Raw genomic sequence first — 16,114 nt, forward strand, 5'->3', positions numbered from 1 at the left:
GGCAACCAACTACAGACGCGGCAAACGCGTCGGGGACCACCTGGGATCACTCACAGAATGGTCGTCGCGGCTCTCAAGGCCACGTACGGGGAAACCGATTGAAGCGAGATTGGTTGCATGGCGTTGTTGAGTACACATAAAAAAAACCGGGGACAGCGTGAGGGCGGCGAGTTCGTCGATGCTCCGCGTTCCTCTTCCTTCAACGCTGGCCGGGTGGCCCGCTGGGTCGCACTGCCCTGCGTCAGCACTGCCATCGGCCTTTGGCTGATCGGCACCATGGCCGGCCTCAGTTCCGTCGGCGCCTCGCTGTCGGCGACTTCGGTTGGCCTGCCCCAGACGCTGTCCATGCCGGGATCGCTCGCATTTACCGATCCGCTGAAACAGCACTTCTTGAAAGCACCCTTCGTGCTGGCCAATGCCAATGGCGGCACTCAGGCCCTGCATGATCATTCGGTGCAGTGCGGTGCCAGCTGTTTCAAGCTGGCCAGGGTAAGCTCACGGGCGGAAAAGTCCGAACGCCTTGTAGCGCAGGCAAAGCCGATGCCAGCCGCCGTGAAGTCGAAGGCGCAGGAGCGCTTCGAACGCATGGAAGCGTCGCTTTCGCCGATGAAGCTGGCCGCTGCCTTTGCCGACGCCGGAAAGCCTGCCGCCACTGCCAACACGCGCCCGGTGATCTCCACCGTCGCACCGCGAATTGCCGAGGCGTCGCTGGTGCCGTCCGTCCAGGTCACGGCCAGCCTGTCCGATAACATGCCAGTTCCGGCGGCCGAACGTTTCGCCCGGCTGGATACCGGCTCGGTGGTCGTGCAGACCGCACCGCAGCCGATGGGCTTTGCCCAATCCGATACGCCGGACAATTCGCAGTTGGCGCTTGCCCTCGTGCAGTCGCTGCCGGCCGACGACGAGGCGTTCGCCTCACCGCTGCCGATCGAGGAATCGTCAGCCGATGTCGCGGTTTCACCCGTCGAAACCCAGCAGGATCAACCCGGCGATGCCGCCTCGCTGCCGGACGCGCTGACCGACGACGTGCCGTTGCCGACCCGCCGCCCGCAATTCGACCCGCCGCAGCCCAAAATCGTCCAGCAGCAGCCTAAGCCCGTTCAGCAGCCCAAATCTGTTCAGCAGCTCAAGCCCGCCCAGCAATCGAAGCCGGCACGCGAGACGGTCCAGCAGGCCCAGCCGGCGAAACCGACGCGGCAAGGCCGGCCAGCCGATGGCGGCGATGTGCTGGCCTATGCTAAGCCCGACACGCCTTCGGGCGGCCTTGGCAAGGCGTTCAGAAATCTGTTCAACTCGCCGGGATCCAGAAGCGGAGCCGGAAATGGCGTCGCCGTCTACGATATCAGCGCCGGCACCGTCTACATGCCTGACGGCTCAAGGCTCGAGGCTCATTCTGGCATCGGCGCCATGACGGACCAGCCGCGTTATGCCGACCAGAAGAACCGCGGACCGACACCGCCCAACACCTACAATCTGTCGCTGCGCGAGACGCGCTTCCACGGAGTGGAGGCCTTGCGCCTGACACCGGCCGATGGCCGCAACAAATACAATCGCGACGGCTTTCTGGCCCATACCTACCTGCTTCGAGGCCGCTACGGCCAGTCGAGCGGTTGCGTCGCCTTCAAGGACTATGCGCGCTTCCTCGCCGCCTACAAGAAGGGCAAGATCAAACGCCTTGTCGTGGTGCCGCGCCTGAACGGGTCGGCGACGCAGGTCGCATCAGCCGCCAGGGGCGTGTAGCGACAAGAGGCTTTCGGCCGCACCTTCCCGCCTGCTCCTGACAGCCTGCTGTCAGGAGCAGCGCTGTTCGGCACGCCTCTCCCCACCGCGCTCTTTCCATTTTGGCCAGGAAATCCCATATTCGGGACATGGCCAAATCCCCCGATAAGAAAACGCCGCCGACGGCGAACGACGACCGCGCCGCGCCGAAGCGGCGCAGCCCGCTGACCGATTTCCTCGACGCCTCCGAGCCGCTGCACAAAGGCGGTTTCGCCGAGATGCCGCAGCCGGAGCTCTCTGGCACGCCGCTGACCGGTTCGATCGCGGATTGGGCCGAGCAGATCGAGCAGGAAGCCGAAAACGAAGGACGTCTTGTCGGCAAGGGCGACGGCGGCAAATCGCCGAAGCCGTCGAAGAAGATACCCGAGCGCTCGAGCTCGCCGGGACGCAGTTCGCGCGGCACCTCGATGGGTGGCGCGGCGTCAGCCAGGGAGCGCACGGCAGCCGGCCTCAATCCGGTCGCTGGCCTCGACATCTCGCTGGAGGACGCCGAGACCATGGCTTCGGGCAGCGTCACCGCGACGGTGGCGGCACTGTCGGCGTTGATCGAATCCGGCAATCCGCTGCACAAGGACGGCGTGCTGTGGACGCCGCATCGCCCTGCCCGCCCGGAAAAATCCGAAGGCGGCATTGCCATCAAGATGGTTTCGGATTTCGAGCCGGCCGGCGATCAGCCGACCGCGATCAAGGATCTGGTCGAAGGCGTCGACAACAACGACCGGACCCAAGTGCTGCTCGGCGTCACCGGCTCCGGAAAAACCTTCACTATGGCCAAGGTGATCGAGGAGACGCAGCGCCCTGCCTTGATCCTGGCGCCGAACAAGACGCTGGCGGCGCAGCTCTATTCCGAGTTCAAGAAATTCTTCCCGGAAAACGCCGTCGAGTATTTCGTCTCCTACTACGACTATTACCAGCCGGAAGCCTACGTCCCGCGCACCGACACTTTCATCGAGAAGGAATCCTCGATCAACGAGCAGATCGACCGCATGCGCCATTCGGCGACGCGTTCGCTGCTCGAGCGCGACGACGTCATCATCGTCGCCTCGGTGTCCTGCATCTATGGTATCGGCTCGGTCGAGACCTACACGGCGATGACCTTCCAGATGCAGATCGGCGACCGGCTCGACCAGCGCGCGCTGCTCGCCGATCTCGTCGCCCAGCAGTACAAACGGCAGGACATCAATTTCGTTCGCGGCTCGTTCCGCGTGCGTGGCGACACGATCGAGATCTTCCCCGCCCACCTGGAAGACCGCGCCTGGCGCATCTCGATGTTCGGCGACGAGATCGAGCAGATCACCGAGTTCGATCCGCTGACCGGCCAGAAGACCGGCGAGCTGAAAAGCGTCAAGATCTACGCCAATTCGCACTATGTGACGCCGCGCCCGACGCTGAACCAGGCGATCAAGTCGATCAAGGAAGAGCTCAAGCACCGGCTGGTCGAACTCGAGCGCGCAGGCCGCCTGCTTGAGGCGCAGCGGCTGGAACAGCGCTGCCGCTTCGACCTCGAAATGCTGGAAGCCACCGGCTCCTGCGCCGGCATCGAGAACTATTCGCGCTATCTCACCGGCCGCCAGCCGGGTGATCCGCCACCGACGCTGTTCGAGTACATTCCCGACAACGCGCTGGTCTTCATCGATGAAAGCCATGTCACCGTGCCGCAGATCGGCGGCATGTATCGCGGCGACTTTCGCCGCAAGGCGACACTGGCCGAATACGGCTTCCGTCTGCCGTCCTGCATGGACAACCGGCCGCTGCGCTTCGAGGAATGGGATGCCATGCGTCCGCTTTCGGTCGCCGTCTCGGCGACCCCTGGCGGCTGGGAAATGGAGCAGGCCGGCGGCGTCTTCGCCGAACAGGTCATCCGCCCGACCGGCCTGATCGATCCGCCGGTCGAGGTTCGCCCGGCCAAGACCCAGGTCGACGATGTCGTCGGCGAAATCCGCGACACCACCAAGGCCGGCTATCGCACGCTGGTCACGGTGCTGACCAAGCGCATGGCCGAGGATTTGACCGAATATCTACATGAGCAAGGCATCCGCGTCCGCTACATGCACTCCGACATCGACACGCTGGAGCGCATCGAGATCCTGCGCGATCTGCGCCTCGGCGCCTTCGACGTGCTGGTCGGCATCAACCTGCTGCGCGAAGGCCTCGACATTCCCGAATGCGGCTTCGTCGCCATTCTCGACGCCGACAAGGAAGGGTTTCTGCGCTCGGAAACCTCGCTGATCCAGACCATCGGCCGCGCCGCCAGAAACGTCGACGGCAAGGTCATCCTCTATGCCGACCAGGTGACCGGCTCGATGGAACGGGCGATGGCCGAAACCAACCGCCGCCGCGAAAAGCAGGTGGAATGGAACGAGGCCAACGGCATCACGCCGGAATCGGTCAAGTCGCGCATCTCCGACATTCTGGATTCGGTCTACGAGAAGGACCACGTCCGCGCCGACATTTCGCAGTTCACCGACAATGCCGGCGCCATGATGGGCAACAACCTCAAGGCCCATCTCGACGCGATGGAAAAGCAGATGCGCGATGCCGCGGCCAATCTCGACTTCGAGAAGGCAGCCCGCATCCGCGACGAGATCAAGCGTCTGCGAGAGATGGAACTGTCCATCTCCGAAGACCCGCTGGCCAAATACGCCGATATGGAAAGCCCTGCCTCAGGTCGCGAAAAGGGCAAGCACAACAAGGGCGTGGCCAAACATCGGACAGCAGAGGAACAGGAGCGTTTCCGCAAGCTCGACGCGGCACAGGCCGCAGAGGAAGTCGCCAGGGCCGCCCGGCCCAACCTCTTCCGCAAACCAGCGCTCGACGAAATGGGCGCCGATGGCGCCGTACCGGTAAAGAAGCCGCTGTTTGCCAAGCCTTCGATCGACGATATGGGCCCTGGCACCGACATGACGACACCGGCCGGCGCCGTGTCGCGCTCGCTGTTCAAGAAACAGTCGGCCGAAGAGGCACATGGCTCCGATTTCGGCATTCCCGGCGAGCCGGTCAAGCCGCTGTTCAAGAAGAACTCGCTTGATGAGATGACCGTGCGGCGGACCGAAAAGCCGGTAGAAGGAAAAGTGCCTGCCAAGCCGCAGCCGATCTCCCCCCAAGTGCGGGAGATGTCCGGCAGGACAGAGGGGGGCGCGAAGGAACACGACGGCAAACCAATCGTCCGCCAACGCGCCGGCATCGGCTCCTACGAGGATCCAAGCGACGCCCGCCGCGAAAAGCGCAGGCCCGGCAAGACCGGACGGCCAGGGAAGTAATTCATTCAAACGCCGGCAGGACAGCGCCCCCCTCTGTCCTGCCGGACATCTCCCCCACGAGTGGGGAGATTGGCAGCTTCAGCGCTTCGCTCCCTCCTGGACCGCCCACTTGCCACCAGCCTCGCCTTTGGTGTAATCGCTCCGCACACTCGAACGTCTTGAAAGGAGGGCTCACGTGTTTACGTTTCATCGTCACCATCGTCAGCGTGGCCCGATTTCTGCCCTGCGAGCTTGCTTGCAGGGCTGACCAGGGACGGTCCGGGTTTTCCCGCTTCGATTTTTTGGTCTGCCCTTCGTGGTGTTGCAACGCCGAGCCTGATGGCCAGCCTGCGCACCGTCAAAGTGCATTGAACCGGACTTTTCCTCCGGCAAGACCAGAGAAATCAAAATGGCCCTGATCAGCCTCAAATCCCTCGGCGTCACCATGAGTGCGCCGCTGTTTGCCAATCTCGACCTCACCATCGGCTCCGGCGACCGGCTCGGCATTGTCGCCGCCAATGGCCGCGGCAAGTCGACCTTGCTGAAATGCCTAACCGGCGAGATGGAGCCGACCTCCGGTGACATCACCCGCACGCGCGGCCTGCGCGTCGGTCATGTCGAGCAATCTGTTGCCCCGGCCCTTCTCACCCGCAGCTTCCATCAGGTAGTGGCCGACGCCTTGCCGGCCGAGCAGGCCGACAGCGAGCTGTGGCGTGTCGACGTGGTTCTCGATTCGCTCGATGTGCCGGAGCCGATGCGCGAGCGGCCAATGCAGGCGCTGAGCGGCGGCTGGCAGAGGCTGGCGCTGATCGCCCGCGTCTGGGTGACCGATCCGGACGTGCTGCTGCTCGACGAGCCGACCAACCATCTCGACCTTGCCCGCATCAGCCAGCTCGAAACCTGGCTGAACACGCTGCCGCGCGAGGTGCCCGTCGTCATCGCCAGCCACGACCGCGCCTTTCTCGACGCCACCACCAACCGGACGCTGTTCCTGCGCCCGGAACAGTCGCCGGTGTTTGCCCTGCCCTACTCCCGCGCCAGGCTGGCGCTCGACGAGGTCGATGCTTCGACGGAGCGCAAGTTCCAGCGCGACATGAAGGTGGCGCAGCAATTGCGCCGACAGGCGGCCAAGCTCAACAACATCGGCATCAATTCGGGCAGCGATCTGCTGACGGTCAAGACCAAGCAACTCAACCAGCGGGCCGAAAAACTGGAGGAAGCGGCGAACCCGGCGCATCGCGAGAAGTCGGCGGGTGCCATCAAACTGGCCAATCGCGGCACCCATGCCAAAGTGCTGATCACGCTCGACGACGCGGCTGTCGAAACACCCGACGGCACGCTGCTGTTTCGGACCGGCAAGCGCCACATCTGCCAGGGCGACCGCATCGTGCTGCTCGGCCGCAATGGCGTCGGCAAGTCGCGCTTCGTCACCTTGATCCGCAATGCCATCATCGAACCGGACACGTTGCGGAATGTGAAGGTGACGCCGTCGACCGTGCTCGGCTACAGCGACCAGGCGCTGTCCGGCATCAGCGGCGACGACACGCCGCTGGCGCTGGTCTCGCGGCGCTACGATATCGGCGAGCAGCGCGCACGGTCGTTGCTGGCCGGCGCCGGCGTGGTCATCGAGATGCAGGAGAAAAAGATCGGCGTGCTGTCCGGCGGCCAGAAGGCGCGGCTGATGATGCTGGCGCTCAGGGTCGCCGATCCCAACTTCTATCTGCTCGACGAGCCGACCAACCATCTCGACATCGACGGCCAGGAAGCGCTGGAAGCGGAACTGCTGGCACATCAGGCAAGCTGCGTGCTCGCCTCGCACGACCGCTCCTTCATCCGCGCCATCGGCAACCGATTCTGGCTGATCGAGAAGCGGAAGCTCACCGAAGTCGAAGACCCGGAGGATTTCTTCCGCTCGGTGGTTGAAACGGCAGGATGAGGCCAACGGAGTCGACTGGCATGTAAATTATTTGCTTACAGACCTTGTTTTTTGTAAGCAATCTGTTTACATATACCGATGATCAAGTCCTTCAAGAACAAGGCGCTGTCGGACCTCTTTCAAACTGGAAAGACCGGCAAGATCGACGCCAAGATGCACAAGCGCATTCTTGTCCGGCTTGACCGCCTGGAAGCTTCGGAGAAGCCGGAGGAAATGAACCTTCCCGGCTTCGATTTCCACCCGCTGAAAGGCTTCGATCCAATCCGCTACACGGTCCACGTCAACGGTCCGTGGTGCATCACATTCGAGTTCGACGGCAAGGACGCCGCCCGCGTCGATTTCGAGCAATATCACTGAGGCGGCCAGACTGGAGAAGTTCGACTTATGACCGTGCACGAGCCGACGCGTCCTATTGAGCGTTGTCCCTCCCACCCGGGAGCGCTGCTTGAGGACATTATCCCGGCAACTGGAAAGACCAAGGTGGAAATTGCAAATCTGCTCGGGATCTCCCGGCAGCAGCTCTATGACATCATCCGCGAAAAGAAGCCGGTTTCGCCGGCTGTGGCCGCTCGCCTCGGGAAGCTGTTCGGCGACGGCGCCGCGATTTGGCTTCGAATGCAAGCGGCTTTCGATGCTTGGCACGCAGAGCGTGAAGTTGATGTTTCAGCGATCCCTACGCTCAGGGTTGCGTAGGTCCGCACGGCAGCATTCGGACAGACCATCAGACGCCGCGATAAAAAATCTCGACGGTCTGTCGGATAGCCTCAGCCCGTCGCGTCCTTGGGATGCCGACACGATGATGCCGGCGCCAACCCAGGGAGAATTTATCATGTCGGTTCTTTCATCCATCGGTCGCGTCGCAACCCGATATGCGGCAGCGCGCGCTCGTCACCGCAGCGAGCGCATCCTGCTTTCACTGCCAGCCTCGCTGCGCAAGGATATCGGCTTTCCGGACGTCTTCGACGCGCAAAACGGCCGCCGCTATTGACGCCGAATGTCACGAGGTGCTGGTCAGTCATGCGTATCGCCTGAAAGCGGCGTCGCCTGCATCGATACGCGCTTCTCGAAAGCGTCGAACCAGCGCGTCAGCCGCGCCCGTGAGCGAAAAGGCGGAAGGTGGCGGAACGCCATCCAGGACAGCGTCGTGGCCAAGGCTATATGGCCGACATGGAGCGGTGCCTCGTCGTCCAGCGTGCTTTCGATCCAATCGTAGCTCGCCTCGATCTTTTCCCGGTGTCCGTCGGCGAGAGCGCTATAACGCAGCTGTTCGGGTCTTCTTTCCGTCTCCCAGCGCAAGGCTATACCCGTCTGAGCCAGGCCTTGGGCAACCGACTGCAGCCGCAACGCCTGCCAGCGCGCCTCGCCGCCCTGCGGCAGCAGCTTGCGGCCGTCATGCAGTGTGTCGAGATAGGCGCAGATGACATCGGAATCGAACATCGGCGACGCGTCGGGCCGCAACAGCACCGGCACTTTGCCGAGCGGATTTTCGGCGTAGACGCGAGCATTGCGCAAGGTCGGACTGGTCTCGTGATGAATGACCTCGAGCCGATCGGCAATGCCGACCTCATGAGCGAAGACGAGCGCCTTACGCGCGAAGGGTGAGTGGGTCTGATAGTAGAGGATCATTGCCATCCCGGGGTTGAAGCGGCGTTCGCGTCCAACTGTTCTAGCCCGCGAGCAGCGAGAATTGCGCTCTGATTGGGGGCCGCCGACGCAAGTTCGTTTCAGGCCTCTCGCTCGAGCCCGCGGGCTGTCCGGGATTATCAAGGGCCGACCGCCAAAAAAAATTCGCCGCCATGTAGGATCGCCGCCGCCTCATCCGTCCTTTGGCTCGCAAGGCCAAACGCAAAGAGGAACAACAAATGACTGACCAGACCCCCGTTCAGCCCGCGGCCAAAGTGCTCGGCGGATTGACCCCCTATCTGCAGTTGGATGGCGCCTTCAAGGCTGCCGAATTCTACAAGAAGGCCTTCGGCGCGGAGCAGGTCTTTGCCTATCCGGCGGACGAAAAAGGCCGCACCATGCACATTCACCTCTACATCAACGGCTCGACGCTCATGCTCTCCGATTTCTATCCGGAAAACGGAATGCCCGCCGTCAAGCCGCAGGGTTACACAATGCAGCTTCACCTCGGCAGCGACGATATCGAAGCCTGGTGGAAGCGCGCCGTCGATGCCGGCTGCGAAGTCGCCGTGCCGCTCCAGGTCATGTTCTGGGGTGATCAATGGGGCAATATGCGCGACCCGTTCGGCGTCGAATGGGCGATGAACGCGCCGGTGAAGAAAGCCTGATCTGCCGCCGATGGCCCGAGCCCCTCACCGGCCAGCGCCGGTGAGGCCCCGTGAACTTCCAGGAGGAGATCCAAAATGTCCTATGTCGATGGTTTCGTACTTGCCGTATCCAAGGCAAAACTCGATGACTACAAGAAGCTGGCCAACCTCGCAGGGCCTATCTGGAGGGAACATGGCGCGCTCGCCTATGTCGAATGCATCGGCGACGACGTGCCCTATGGCGAGGTCACGTCCTTCCCGCGTGCCGTGCAGGCCAAGGACGACGAGATCGTCGTCTTCGCCTGGGCCGTCTATGAGTCGCGGGAGAGCCGCGATGCCGTCATGGCCAAGGTGATGGCCGACCCGCGCTTGAAGGCCGATTGGGCGGACATGCCGTTCGACGGCAAGCGCATGATCTTCGGTGGCTTCAAGCCATTCATTGAGCTTTGAGCAGCCGGTAGCGATTAGAAGAAGCCTCAGCTTCGTCATCCTAGGGCGAAGCAGGAGCGAAGCTCCGTCGCGAAGCCCCTAGGATGACGACGCGAGTGCTTAGGCCAATCTCTAAGGCCACGCGATCAGCTAGATAGCGTTGCACTAATCCAGCTTGTCCAGCAGCGGCTTGAGCCGGTCTCCATAGCGCTTCCACAGATCGACCGACCCCTGATACATCGGCTGGCGCACCTGTGCGGCTGAAGCCGTGCGAACCGGTCGGTCGGTTTCGTGGAACGATAGTGCCGCATCGTCCCAAGGCAGGCCGAGATGAGCGATCAATGCCCGCGTCTGTCCGTCCTGGTCGGCGACAAAATCCTCGTAGCGTACATCATGCACGACGCCCGGCAGCACCGTGTGCCAATGCTTCATGATGTCGGTGTAGAGATTGTGGAAGTCGGCGAGCTCGCCGAGATCGTAGCCATAGCGATGGCTGTCGCCGCGGAAATGCACCTTGTAGATCGACAGGCAGGTGGCCGCTGCATCGCGCGCGCAGTGGATGATCCTGGCCTTCGGCATCATCATGTGGATGAAGCCGACAAGCAGGAAGTTGCCTGGCATTTTGTCGGTGACGTGACGCATGTTCGGATAGCGGGCATGCAGCATGTCGAGATAAGCTTGGCCTGCCTCGGCAAAATCCGCATCGCCGGTATCCGATACGCCCCATGGGAAGCCACCCGGCATGGTCGCCGGGAACTGCTTGCCGACCGCCTTCTTCAAGATGCTGAGCTCGCCTGCGCCGTAGACCTGCGGATGGCTGGCAATGATCTGTTCGACCAGCGTCGTGCCCGAACGCGGCATGCCGACGATGAAGATCGGCGTGTCGTCGCTGATTGAGCTGGGCCTGTGCTTCTCGAAGAAGCCGGCATCGAAGGTGGCCTTCATCGCTTCGAACTCGGCCCGCGTCCTGGCCTGATCGTAGTCGATGTCTTTGCGGCGGATCGCATTGCCTTCGGCGAAATAGTCGAAGGCCCGGCCATAATCCCTGAGATCGTCATTCGCCTTGCCGAGTCCGAAAGACAGCTGCATGCGTGCCAGGCTGTCCTGCGGCGCCTTGGCATGCTGGGCCTCCATGCCCCCAAGCTCGCTGTCGCGCTCCTTCTGGCGCTTGACCTGCGTCAGCATCAGCCAGGCTGTGGCCATGGCGGGATTGATCGCCAACGCCTGCCGGAACAGGTCGGCCGCCTCGTCAAGCTTGCCCTTTTCCATCAACCCGACGCCGAGCCCGTGCAGCAGGTCGGCATCCTTGGGCCGGATCGTCAGCGCTTCGCGGAAGACGGCGAGCGCCTCATCCAGCCGCCCGGCTTCCTGCAGGGTTTCGGCAAGCCCGATGCGGGCGCGCACATGAAATGGGTTGCGTGCAACCGTGCCGCGATAAATCTCTTCGGCCTCTTCGAACTGGCCGACCTGCTTCAGCGATGAGCCTAGATTGTCGCGCGCCGCGAGCTGGTCCGGCCGCAGATCCACCGCCCCGCGGAAGAAATCGATGGCCGCAGCAGGGCGGCCGAGGTCGCGCATCACCGTCCCGAAATTGTTGAGGAAATCGGGATTCGTCGGCTGCAGGCTCACCGACCGTTCGATGAGATCCAGCCCTTCTTCGCTGCGCCCGGTCTGGTGCAGCAGCAGTCCCAGGAAATGCGCGGCGGCGGCGTGCTTGGGCTGACGCGCCAGCACCTGCCGGTAGATCGTCTCAGCCTCTTGCCGGCGCCCGGCCTGATGCAGTTGCAACGCCTGCTGCACATACTGGTCGAGGCCCAGCGGCGGCTGTCCGCCTGCGCCAGACCTGGCTCCCGCACCCGCCGCTCGTCTTTGATCTCTGTTGATGGGAAACCTGCCGTGTTTTGTCCGCCTGTGGCGATCTAAGCCATCGGCGCCGCAGGTTCAAGGCTTCGCCTGCTGTCTCGTCCTTTCGTCGGTGCGGAAAGATCAAATCAGGCGATTGGTCTCGGCAACCTGCCTGGCACGCCGGACCGTTCCATCGGTGTCGGCGATCCTTCGCTTTGCCGCCTCGTCACTTCTGACAGTCAGCCGCGGCGACAGGACAACCATCGGCTTTGCCATTACCGGCTTTGCGACCGGCGTGATCGTTACGGGGGTGCCTGTTGGCGTCTTTACGGACATCACGAGGTCTCCTTCTTCAATTCACAAGAAAAATGAAAATACCGGGAGAATTATTCCCGCTAAGCTTCAAACAGTTTTTGAATTGTATGAATTTGTATCATCATTTTTCTGATAGTTACAGCGCGCAATTTTTTGAATGAAACCCAATTTTATTTTAAAACGCCTTGATTAAATTACAACAAAGGCCTATTTGTACAGGATCGCTTTGGGCCAGAATTGGCATCTCGCGGCGTCAGAGGTTCTCGACCCGCCAATCTCATTCCAAATCATCGATACCGGGCGCGCGGCATATTCGCTCCGCGCGACCATTCTCATTCTTCGAAAGACCGACATGAACACCGGAACCGTGAAGTTCTACAATGGCCAGAAGGGCTTCGGCTTCATTCAGCCGACCGATGGCGGCAAGGACGTCTTTGTCCATGTCAGCGCACTGGAGCGCGCCGGCTTCCCCGGCCTCGCCGAAGGCCAGAAGCTGCAGTTCGAGTTGGAGCGTGACACCAAGGGCCGCGAGTCGGCCGCCAATTTGCAATTGATCTGATCCGGCCGAATTCGATGAACGCTGACCACGGATGTACTGGCAGCTCTCGAAAGCGGCTTATTTCCAGCGACTGCCGGAAATAGGAAAGCGGGGCTCGTCCCCGCTTTTTTGTTTTCAGGACCGCTGCTTTGCATAGGTAAGACAATGCCGGACCGCACCACCCACTCCATCGCGCACTTCACCGCACCTTTCGTGCTCGGCGGACTGGAAGGGCAGCTGCCGGCCGGCGACTACGACATCGACCACGACGAAGAGCTGATCGAGGGCATGTCGCGGCTTGCCTGGCGCCGCGTCGCCACTTTCATCCATCTGCCGGCAAGGGCAGCGGAAAACCCGCCCACCAGCCAGCTTGTCGCCATCGATTACCTCGCACTCGAAACAGCGCTGAAGCGCGACAGGGAGAATGCAGCATGATCCGTTTCCAGCAGAATGCGCGCCCGCGTACCGACACGCCCGCGCACCAGTTTTCGATCGGTCAGACCGTGCGCATGAAGAGCCGCACCGGCCTCGTCCAGAAGACCGCCGAACTGTTCCAGATCAAGAGCAGGCTGCCGGTCAAGGATGGTTCGCCGCAGTACCGCATCCGCAGCGAGCAGGAGACCTATGAGCGGGTCACCACCGAAGACAATCTCGAACCGGCAGATCCGGTTGTTGCCGGCAACCCGGTTGTTGCCAGCAACCCGCTTATCTGAGACCCCACCGCCAAGCCAACACTGAAGCAGGAGCACGACATGTCCAAAGGTCAACAGCGAAGCAACCGCGAAACGCGCAAGCCGAAGAAGGACAAGGTCGTGGCCAAGCCCGCCTCCCCGTTCGGCTCCTCGGTCAAGCAGGCGGAGAGCAGCCTGAAGCCGAAGTCGAAGGGCTGACAAACTGGAGGGCGCGCCTCGTGCGTCCTCTCCGTTGTCCCTCTGTGGGGGACGAATTGACTGAACAGGCCCGCGCAATGCTCTGCCACGGAGGCGCGCTTGAATTTCGTCATCGAGTTCTACCGGTCGCGCGACGCCGACGAAGCCACTCTCGACAAGGTATCACTGGAGGCGCCGAACCTGCGCGCCGCGCTGCAGGGCGCCACCGCGCTGTTCCACACGCTGGCCATGCCGCAAATCCCCGATCGCCTGCGCATTTGCGACGACAATGGCAGCGAGCTTTATGCCGGCCCGGCCGACGGCGCCTATCCGGTTTAGAGCAGCGGTGCTGCCCAACGACTCCATTAAAGTTCACGTAAGATCGAGGCCCTAAGATCCGCCTGAACCGGGCCGCTGCCGCGATTGGTGGCCGAGACGTTGCGGGCGACCACCCACGATCGCCGCTCATACCAGAAGGCAGGAGGCGCATGGACAGGTCGCGCATCATCGTGACGGCGGTGTGTTGGCCATGCTGGGCGCCATCGTGCCAATCGCGGCTATGTTTCATCTCGCTTGGATTCAGGCCGTCCAAAAGGAACATGAGCGGCTGCAGCTGTTCGCCAGCCGCGCCATCGCCAGGGCCGACATCTCGCTCAAGGATGCCACCGCCGCTTTGCGGCAGATCGACCAGTTCACCGGCATCCGCTGTTCGGCGGACCATATAGCCCGCATGCGGCAACTCACCATCAACACGCGCCCGATCGAAGAGATGGGCTATTTCGAAAATGGCCTGCTCAAATGCTCTTCCTGGGGACTGACTGAAGGGCGCGTTGCGCAATCCATCCCGGACTTCACCACCAGGGACGGCATTGCCGTCACCGCCCGCATGCAGCCGGTGATGAGCGAGGACCATTTTCTGATGGCGCTGCAATACAGGGACCACAATGTCCTTGTCGATCCGGTACGCTTTGTCGACGTCATCGTCGATCCCGGTGTCCAGCTCGCTTTGACGACGCAAACGGGCATCCTGCTTGGCGCGCTGAACGGACCGGATCCCGCCCGCGTCGAGAAGATCATCGCCGGCCCCAGCAAAGGCATCGATGACGATCTCCTGTTTGCCACGGCGCGCGAGACGGGCTGGATCGCTGTCGCCACCGAACCGACAAGCCAGATCCTGGGCAGCGTTCGCCAGCAGCAATTTCTGCTGCTCCCGCTCGGCGCCTTCATGGCCGCCTTCATCATCGGCATGGTTGTGTGGCTGTCGCGAAGGCGGCTTTCGCCCTTGGGAGAATTGCAGATCGCCGTACGCAAGCGCGAATTCATCGTCCACTATCAGCCGATCGTCGAACTCAGGACCGGCAATTGCATCGGGGCGGAAGCGCTGGTGCGCTGGAAGCGGCCGAACGGTTCCCTGGTCCGGCCCGATCTCTTCATTCCGCTGGCGGAAGAGAGCGGCCTGATCACGGCGATCACCGATCAGGTCATTGCGATGGTTGTGTTCGACCTGAACAGGCTTCTGGTCGCCGACCGCTCGCTTCACATCGCCATCAATCTCAGCGCAACCGATGTCGGCACCGCGCGGGTCCTGCCTATCATCGAAAAGGCGTTGCAGCACACCGGGATCCGGCCCCAGCAAATCTGGCTCGAGGCGACGGAGCGAGGTTTCGTCGATATCAACTCGGCCCGCTCGACGCTCGTTCGTGCCCGCGAACTTGGCCACGCAGTGGCAATCGACGACTTCGGCACCGGCTATTCCAGCCTGTCCTATCTCGAGGGGCTGCCGCTCGATGCGCTCAAGATCGACAAATCGTTCATCGATACGATCAGCACGAATTCTGCCACCAGTTCCGTCACCCCGCATATCATCGACATGGCCAAGACACTAAAGCTGAAGATCGTTGCCGAGGGCGTGGAAACGCAGGCGCAAGCCGACTACCTCGCGGCGCGCGACGTCGACTACGCCCAGGGCTGGCTTTTCGCCAGACCCATGCCCGCGTCCGAGTTCATCGCCTACTGTCGCCAGGTGAAGCCGACGGCTTGACGCCTGTCGTCCTCAACAAGGCGCATCGTTCTCAGCACGGCCCGTCACCAACGACGCGATAGTCCGCGGCGCGGGCTTCGCAGGAATTGGGGAAGGTGCGCATCTCGCCATGACGGCGGCCGCAGACCGGAGCATATTCGCGGGTGCAGAACGTCTGCTCTTCACCGCCACCGCCACCGCCACCGCCACCGCCGCCGTCGCGGCACGGGCCGTCGCGCACGATGCGGTAGCCGGCCCGGTCGGCAAGACAGGCATTGGCGAAGGTCTGGCGGTCGCCGCCGCGGCGGGCACAGACCGGCTCGTACTGCTTGCTGCAATATTGCGGTTCGGGCCGTGGCGGACGCGGGCGCGGCCCTGGTCCCTCATCGACGACGACGGTGCAGGCGGCAAGAATTGCCGACAGCAACAGGATGACAAAACCCTGCCGCGAAAAGATTGCCGCCAGAAATTTCATGATGATCTCCCACGATCGGTCCCCGGTTACCGATCCTCGCCATTCCTTTGCCAAATGCAACCCCGTTTGAGCCTCGCAAACGACAACGGCGCCTGGCCCGCAAGGGGGGATAGCGCGCCGCCGATGTCTGGCCCATTCGTGGGCTGGCTCTGGCCGATGACCCGACCGGCAAGCAAGCCTATGCCGAGCCCATCGATGCCCAAGTCAGTCGATCCTTGCGTCGGGATGCGCCCAGTGTGGCGGCCCGCGGCGGTATCTTGCAACCATCACGTTTCCGTGCGATAAATTCCGTGTTCGGGCATTTGCGACCCGGAGAGCGGAACGTTTTGGACGACCTTTCCCCGATACTGTGAATCTCTGACGGCCCCGTTTTCGGCGGGGGGTTTGACCATGCGCCAA

Annotated in this window: 18 protein-coding genes; 15 read left to right on the forward strand and 3 right to left on the reverse strand. The window is 62.4% G+C overall.

The window, feature by feature from the left end:
• Positions 1-117 precede the first annotated feature (117 nt).
• From NKI99_RS07630 to NKI99_RS07655, 6 genes are all read left to right on the forward strand, one after another.
• On the forward strand, positions 118-1,740 hold the full coding sequence (locus tag NKI99_RS07630) for a DUF2778 domain-containing protein (protein ID WP_352610463.1): 1,623 nt from the start codon (positions 118-120) through the stop codon (positions 1,738-1,740).
• A gap of 128 nt (positions 1,741-1,868) precedes the next feature.
• Positions 1,869-5,039 carry an excinuclease ABC subunit UvrB gene (uvrB, locus tag NKI99_RS07635; protein ID WP_352610464.1) on the forward strand — a complete coding sequence of 1,057 codons (3,171 nt, stop codon included), beginning with the start codon at positions 1,869-1,871 and terminating at the stop codon, positions 5,037-5,039.
• Between the two features lie 388 nt (positions 5,040-5,427).
• Positions 5,428-6,954, forward strand: a complete 1,527-nt coding sequence (locus tag NKI99_RS07640; RefSeq protein WP_352610465.1) for an ABC-F family ATP-binding cassette domain-containing protein — start codon at positions 5,428-5,430, stop codon at positions 6,952-6,954.
• Positions 6,955-7,032: 78 nt separating this feature from the next.
• On the forward strand, positions 7,033-7,311 hold the full coding sequence (locus NKI99_RS07645; RefSeq protein WP_023809788.1) for a type II toxin-antitoxin system RelE/ParE family toxin: 279 nt from the start codon (positions 7,033-7,035) through the stop codon (positions 7,309-7,311).
• A 27-nt stretch (positions 7,312-7,338) separates the two neighbouring features.
• Positions 7,339-7,647: a HigA family addiction module antitoxin gene (locus NKI99_RS07650; RefSeq protein WP_127268663.1), complete on the forward strand. Its 309-nt coding sequence runs from the start codon at positions 7,339-7,341 to the stop codon at positions 7,645-7,647.
• Positions 7,648-7,783: 136 nt separating this feature from the next.
• The gene (locus tag NKI99_RS07655) at positions 7,784-7,942 is read left to right on the forward strand and encodes a hypothetical protein (protein ID WP_352610466.1); all 159 of its coding nucleotides are present in this window, start codon (positions 7,784-7,786) and stop codon (positions 7,940-7,942) included.
• 23 nt (positions 7,943-7,965) lie between these two features.
• On the opposite strand, the gene NKI99_RS07660 is transcribed toward NKI99_RS07655, so the two are convergent.
• Positions 7,966-8,580, reverse strand: a complete 615-nt coding sequence (locus tag NKI99_RS07660; protein WP_352610467.1) for a glutathione S-transferase family protein — start codon at positions 8,578-8,580, stop codon at positions 7,966-7,968.
• A gap of 236 nt (positions 8,581-8,816) precedes the next feature.
• Here NKI99_RS07660 and NKI99_RS07665 point away from each other — a divergent pair, with 236 nt between their 5' ends.
• Positions 8,817-9,245, forward strand: a complete 429-nt coding sequence (locus NKI99_RS07665; RefSeq protein ID WP_023809793.1) for a VOC family protein — start codon at positions 8,817-8,819, stop codon at positions 9,243-9,245.
• A 75-nt stretch (positions 9,246-9,320) separates the two neighbouring features.
• Positions 9,321-9,674 carry a DUF1428 domain-containing protein gene (locus NKI99_RS07670; protein ID WP_023809794.1) on the forward strand — a complete coding sequence of 118 codons (354 nt, stop codon included), beginning with the start codon at positions 9,321-9,323 and terminating at the stop codon, positions 9,672-9,674.
• Positions 9,675-9,818: 144 nt separating this feature from the next.
• Here NKI99_RS07670 and NKI99_RS07675 read toward each other — a convergent pair whose 3' ends face one another.
• Complete coding sequence (locus tag NKI99_RS07675) at positions 9,819-11,441, reverse strand: tetratricopeptide repeat-containing sulfotransferase family protein (protein WP_352610468.1); 1,623 nt, start codon at positions 11,439-11,441, stop codon at positions 9,819-9,821.
• 94 nt (positions 11,442-11,535) lie between these two features.
• Between NKI99_RS07675 and NKI99_RS07680 the strand changes: the two genes are divergently transcribed.
• The 7 genes from NKI99_RS07680 (at position 11,536) to NKI99_RS07710 (ending at position 15,261) form a co-directional block, all read left to right on the forward strand.
• Positions 11,536-11,946, forward strand: coding sequence for a hypothetical protein (locus tag NKI99_RS07680; RefSeq protein WP_352610469.1), 411 nt, complete (start codon positions 11,536-11,538; stop codon positions 11,944-11,946).
• Between the two features lie 219 nt (positions 11,947-12,165).
• Positions 12,166-12,372 carry a cold-shock protein gene (locus tag NKI99_RS07685; RefSeq protein WP_023809797.1) on the forward strand — a complete coding sequence of 69 codons (207 nt, stop codon included), beginning with the start codon at positions 12,166-12,168 and terminating at the stop codon, positions 12,370-12,372.
• 144 nt (positions 12,373-12,516) lie between these two features.
• Positions 12,517-12,786, forward strand: a complete 270-nt coding sequence (locus tag NKI99_RS07690) for a hypothetical protein (RefSeq protein WP_352610470.1) — start codon at positions 12,517-12,519, stop codon at positions 12,784-12,786.
• Complete coding sequence (locus NKI99_RS07695; protein ID WP_023809799.1) at positions 12,783-13,064, forward strand: hypothetical protein; 282 nt, start codon at positions 12,783-12,785, stop codon at positions 13,062-13,064. Before NKI99_RS07690 ends, NKI99_RS07695 begins: the two co-directional genes overlap by 4 nt.
• Before the next feature lie 39 nt (positions 13,065-13,103).
• The gene (locus NKI99_RS07700; RefSeq protein WP_164482279.1) at positions 13,104-13,241 is read left to right on the forward strand and encodes a hypothetical protein; all 138 of its coding nucleotides are present in this window, start codon (positions 13,104-13,106) and stop codon (positions 13,239-13,241) included.
• Positions 13,242-13,340: 99 nt separating this feature from the next.
• Positions 13,341-13,559 (forward strand): hypothetical protein, encoded by a 219-nt coding sequence (locus tag NKI99_RS07705; RefSeq protein ID WP_136615974.1) that lies wholly within the window; start codon positions 13,341-13,343, stop codon positions 13,557-13,559.
• A gap of 190 nt (positions 13,560-13,749) precedes the next feature.
• The gene (locus NKI99_RS07710) at positions 13,750-15,261 is read left to right on the forward strand and encodes an EAL domain-containing protein (protein ID WP_352610472.1); all 1,512 of its coding nucleotides are present in this window, start codon (positions 13,750-13,752) and stop codon (positions 15,259-15,261) included.
• A gap of 31 nt (positions 15,262-15,292) precedes the next feature.
• Here NKI99_RS07710 and NKI99_RS07715 read toward each other — a convergent pair whose 3' ends face one another.
• Positions 15,293-15,715 carry a Kazal-type serine protease inhibitor domain-containing protein gene (locus NKI99_RS07715; RefSeq protein ID WP_352610473.1) on the reverse strand — a complete coding sequence of 141 codons (423 nt, stop codon included), beginning with the start codon at positions 15,713-15,715 and terminating at the stop codon, positions 15,293-15,295.
• Positions 15,716-16,114 lie beyond the last annotated feature (399 nt).

The sequence above is a fragment of the Mesorhizobium sp. M0239 genome, from assembly GCF_040321815.1.
GTDB lineage: Bacteria > Pseudomonadota > Alphaproteobacteria > Rhizobiales > Rhizobiaceae > Mesorhizobium.

Coding starts and splice junctions, on each gene's coding strand:
- NKI99_RS07630 (WP_352610463.1), top strand. CDS start 118: ATGGCGTTGTTGAGTACACATAAAAAAAACCGGGGACAGCGTGAGGGC.
- uvrB (WP_352610464.1), top strand. CDS start 1,869: ATGGCCAAATCCCCCGATAAGAAAACGCCGCCGACGGCGAACGACGAC.
- NKI99_RS07640 (WP_352610465.1), top strand. CDS start 5,428: ATGGCCCTGATCAGCCTCAAATCCCTCGGCGTCACCATGAGTGCGCCG.
- NKI99_RS07645 (WP_023809788.1), top strand. CDS start 7,033: ATGATCAAGTCCTTCAAGAACAAGGCGCTGTCGGACCTCTTTCAAACT.
- NKI99_RS07650 (WP_127268663.1), top strand. CDS start 7,339: ATGACCGTGCACGAGCCGACGCGTCCTATTGAGCGTTGTCCCTCCCAC.
- NKI99_RS07655 (WP_352610466.1), top strand. CDS start 7,784: ATGTCGGTTCTTTCATCCATCGGTCGCGTCGCAACCCGATATGCGGCA.
- NKI99_RS07660 (WP_352610467.1), bottom strand. CDS start 8,580: ATGATCCTCTACTATCAGACCCACTCACCCTTCGCGCGTAAGGCGCTC.
- NKI99_RS07665 (WP_023809793.1), top strand. CDS start 8,817: ATGACTGACCAGACCCCCGTTCAGCCCGCGGCCAAAGTGCTCGGCGGA.
- NKI99_RS07670 (WP_023809794.1), top strand. CDS start 9,321: ATGTCCTATGTCGATGGTTTCGTACTTGCCGTATCCAAGGCAAAACTC.
- NKI99_RS07680 (WP_352610469.1), top strand. CDS start 11,536: ATGGGAAACCTGCCGTGTTTTGTCCGCCTGTGGCGATCTAAGCCATCG.
- NKI99_RS07685 (WP_023809797.1), top strand. CDS start 12,166: ATGAACACCGGAACCGTGAAGTTCTACAATGGCCAGAAGGGCTTCGGC.
- NKI99_RS07690 (WP_352610470.1), top strand. CDS start 12,517: ATGCCGGACCGCACCACCCACTCCATCGCGCACTTCACCGCACCTTTC.
- NKI99_RS07695 (WP_023809799.1), top strand. CDS start 12,783: ATGATCCGTTTCCAGCAGAATGCGCGCCCGCGTACCGACACGCCCGCG.
- NKI99_RS07700 (WP_164482279.1), top strand. CDS start 13,104: ATGTCCAAAGGTCAACAGCGAAGCAACCGCGAAACGCGCAAGCCGAAG.
- NKI99_RS07710 (WP_352610472.1), top strand. CDS start 13,750: ATGCTGGGCGCCATCGTGCCAATCGCGGCTATGTTTCATCTCGCTTGG.
- NKI99_RS07715 (WP_352610473.1), bottom strand. CDS start 15,715: ATGAAATTTCTGGCGGCAATCTTTTCGCGGCAGGGTTTTGTCATCCTG.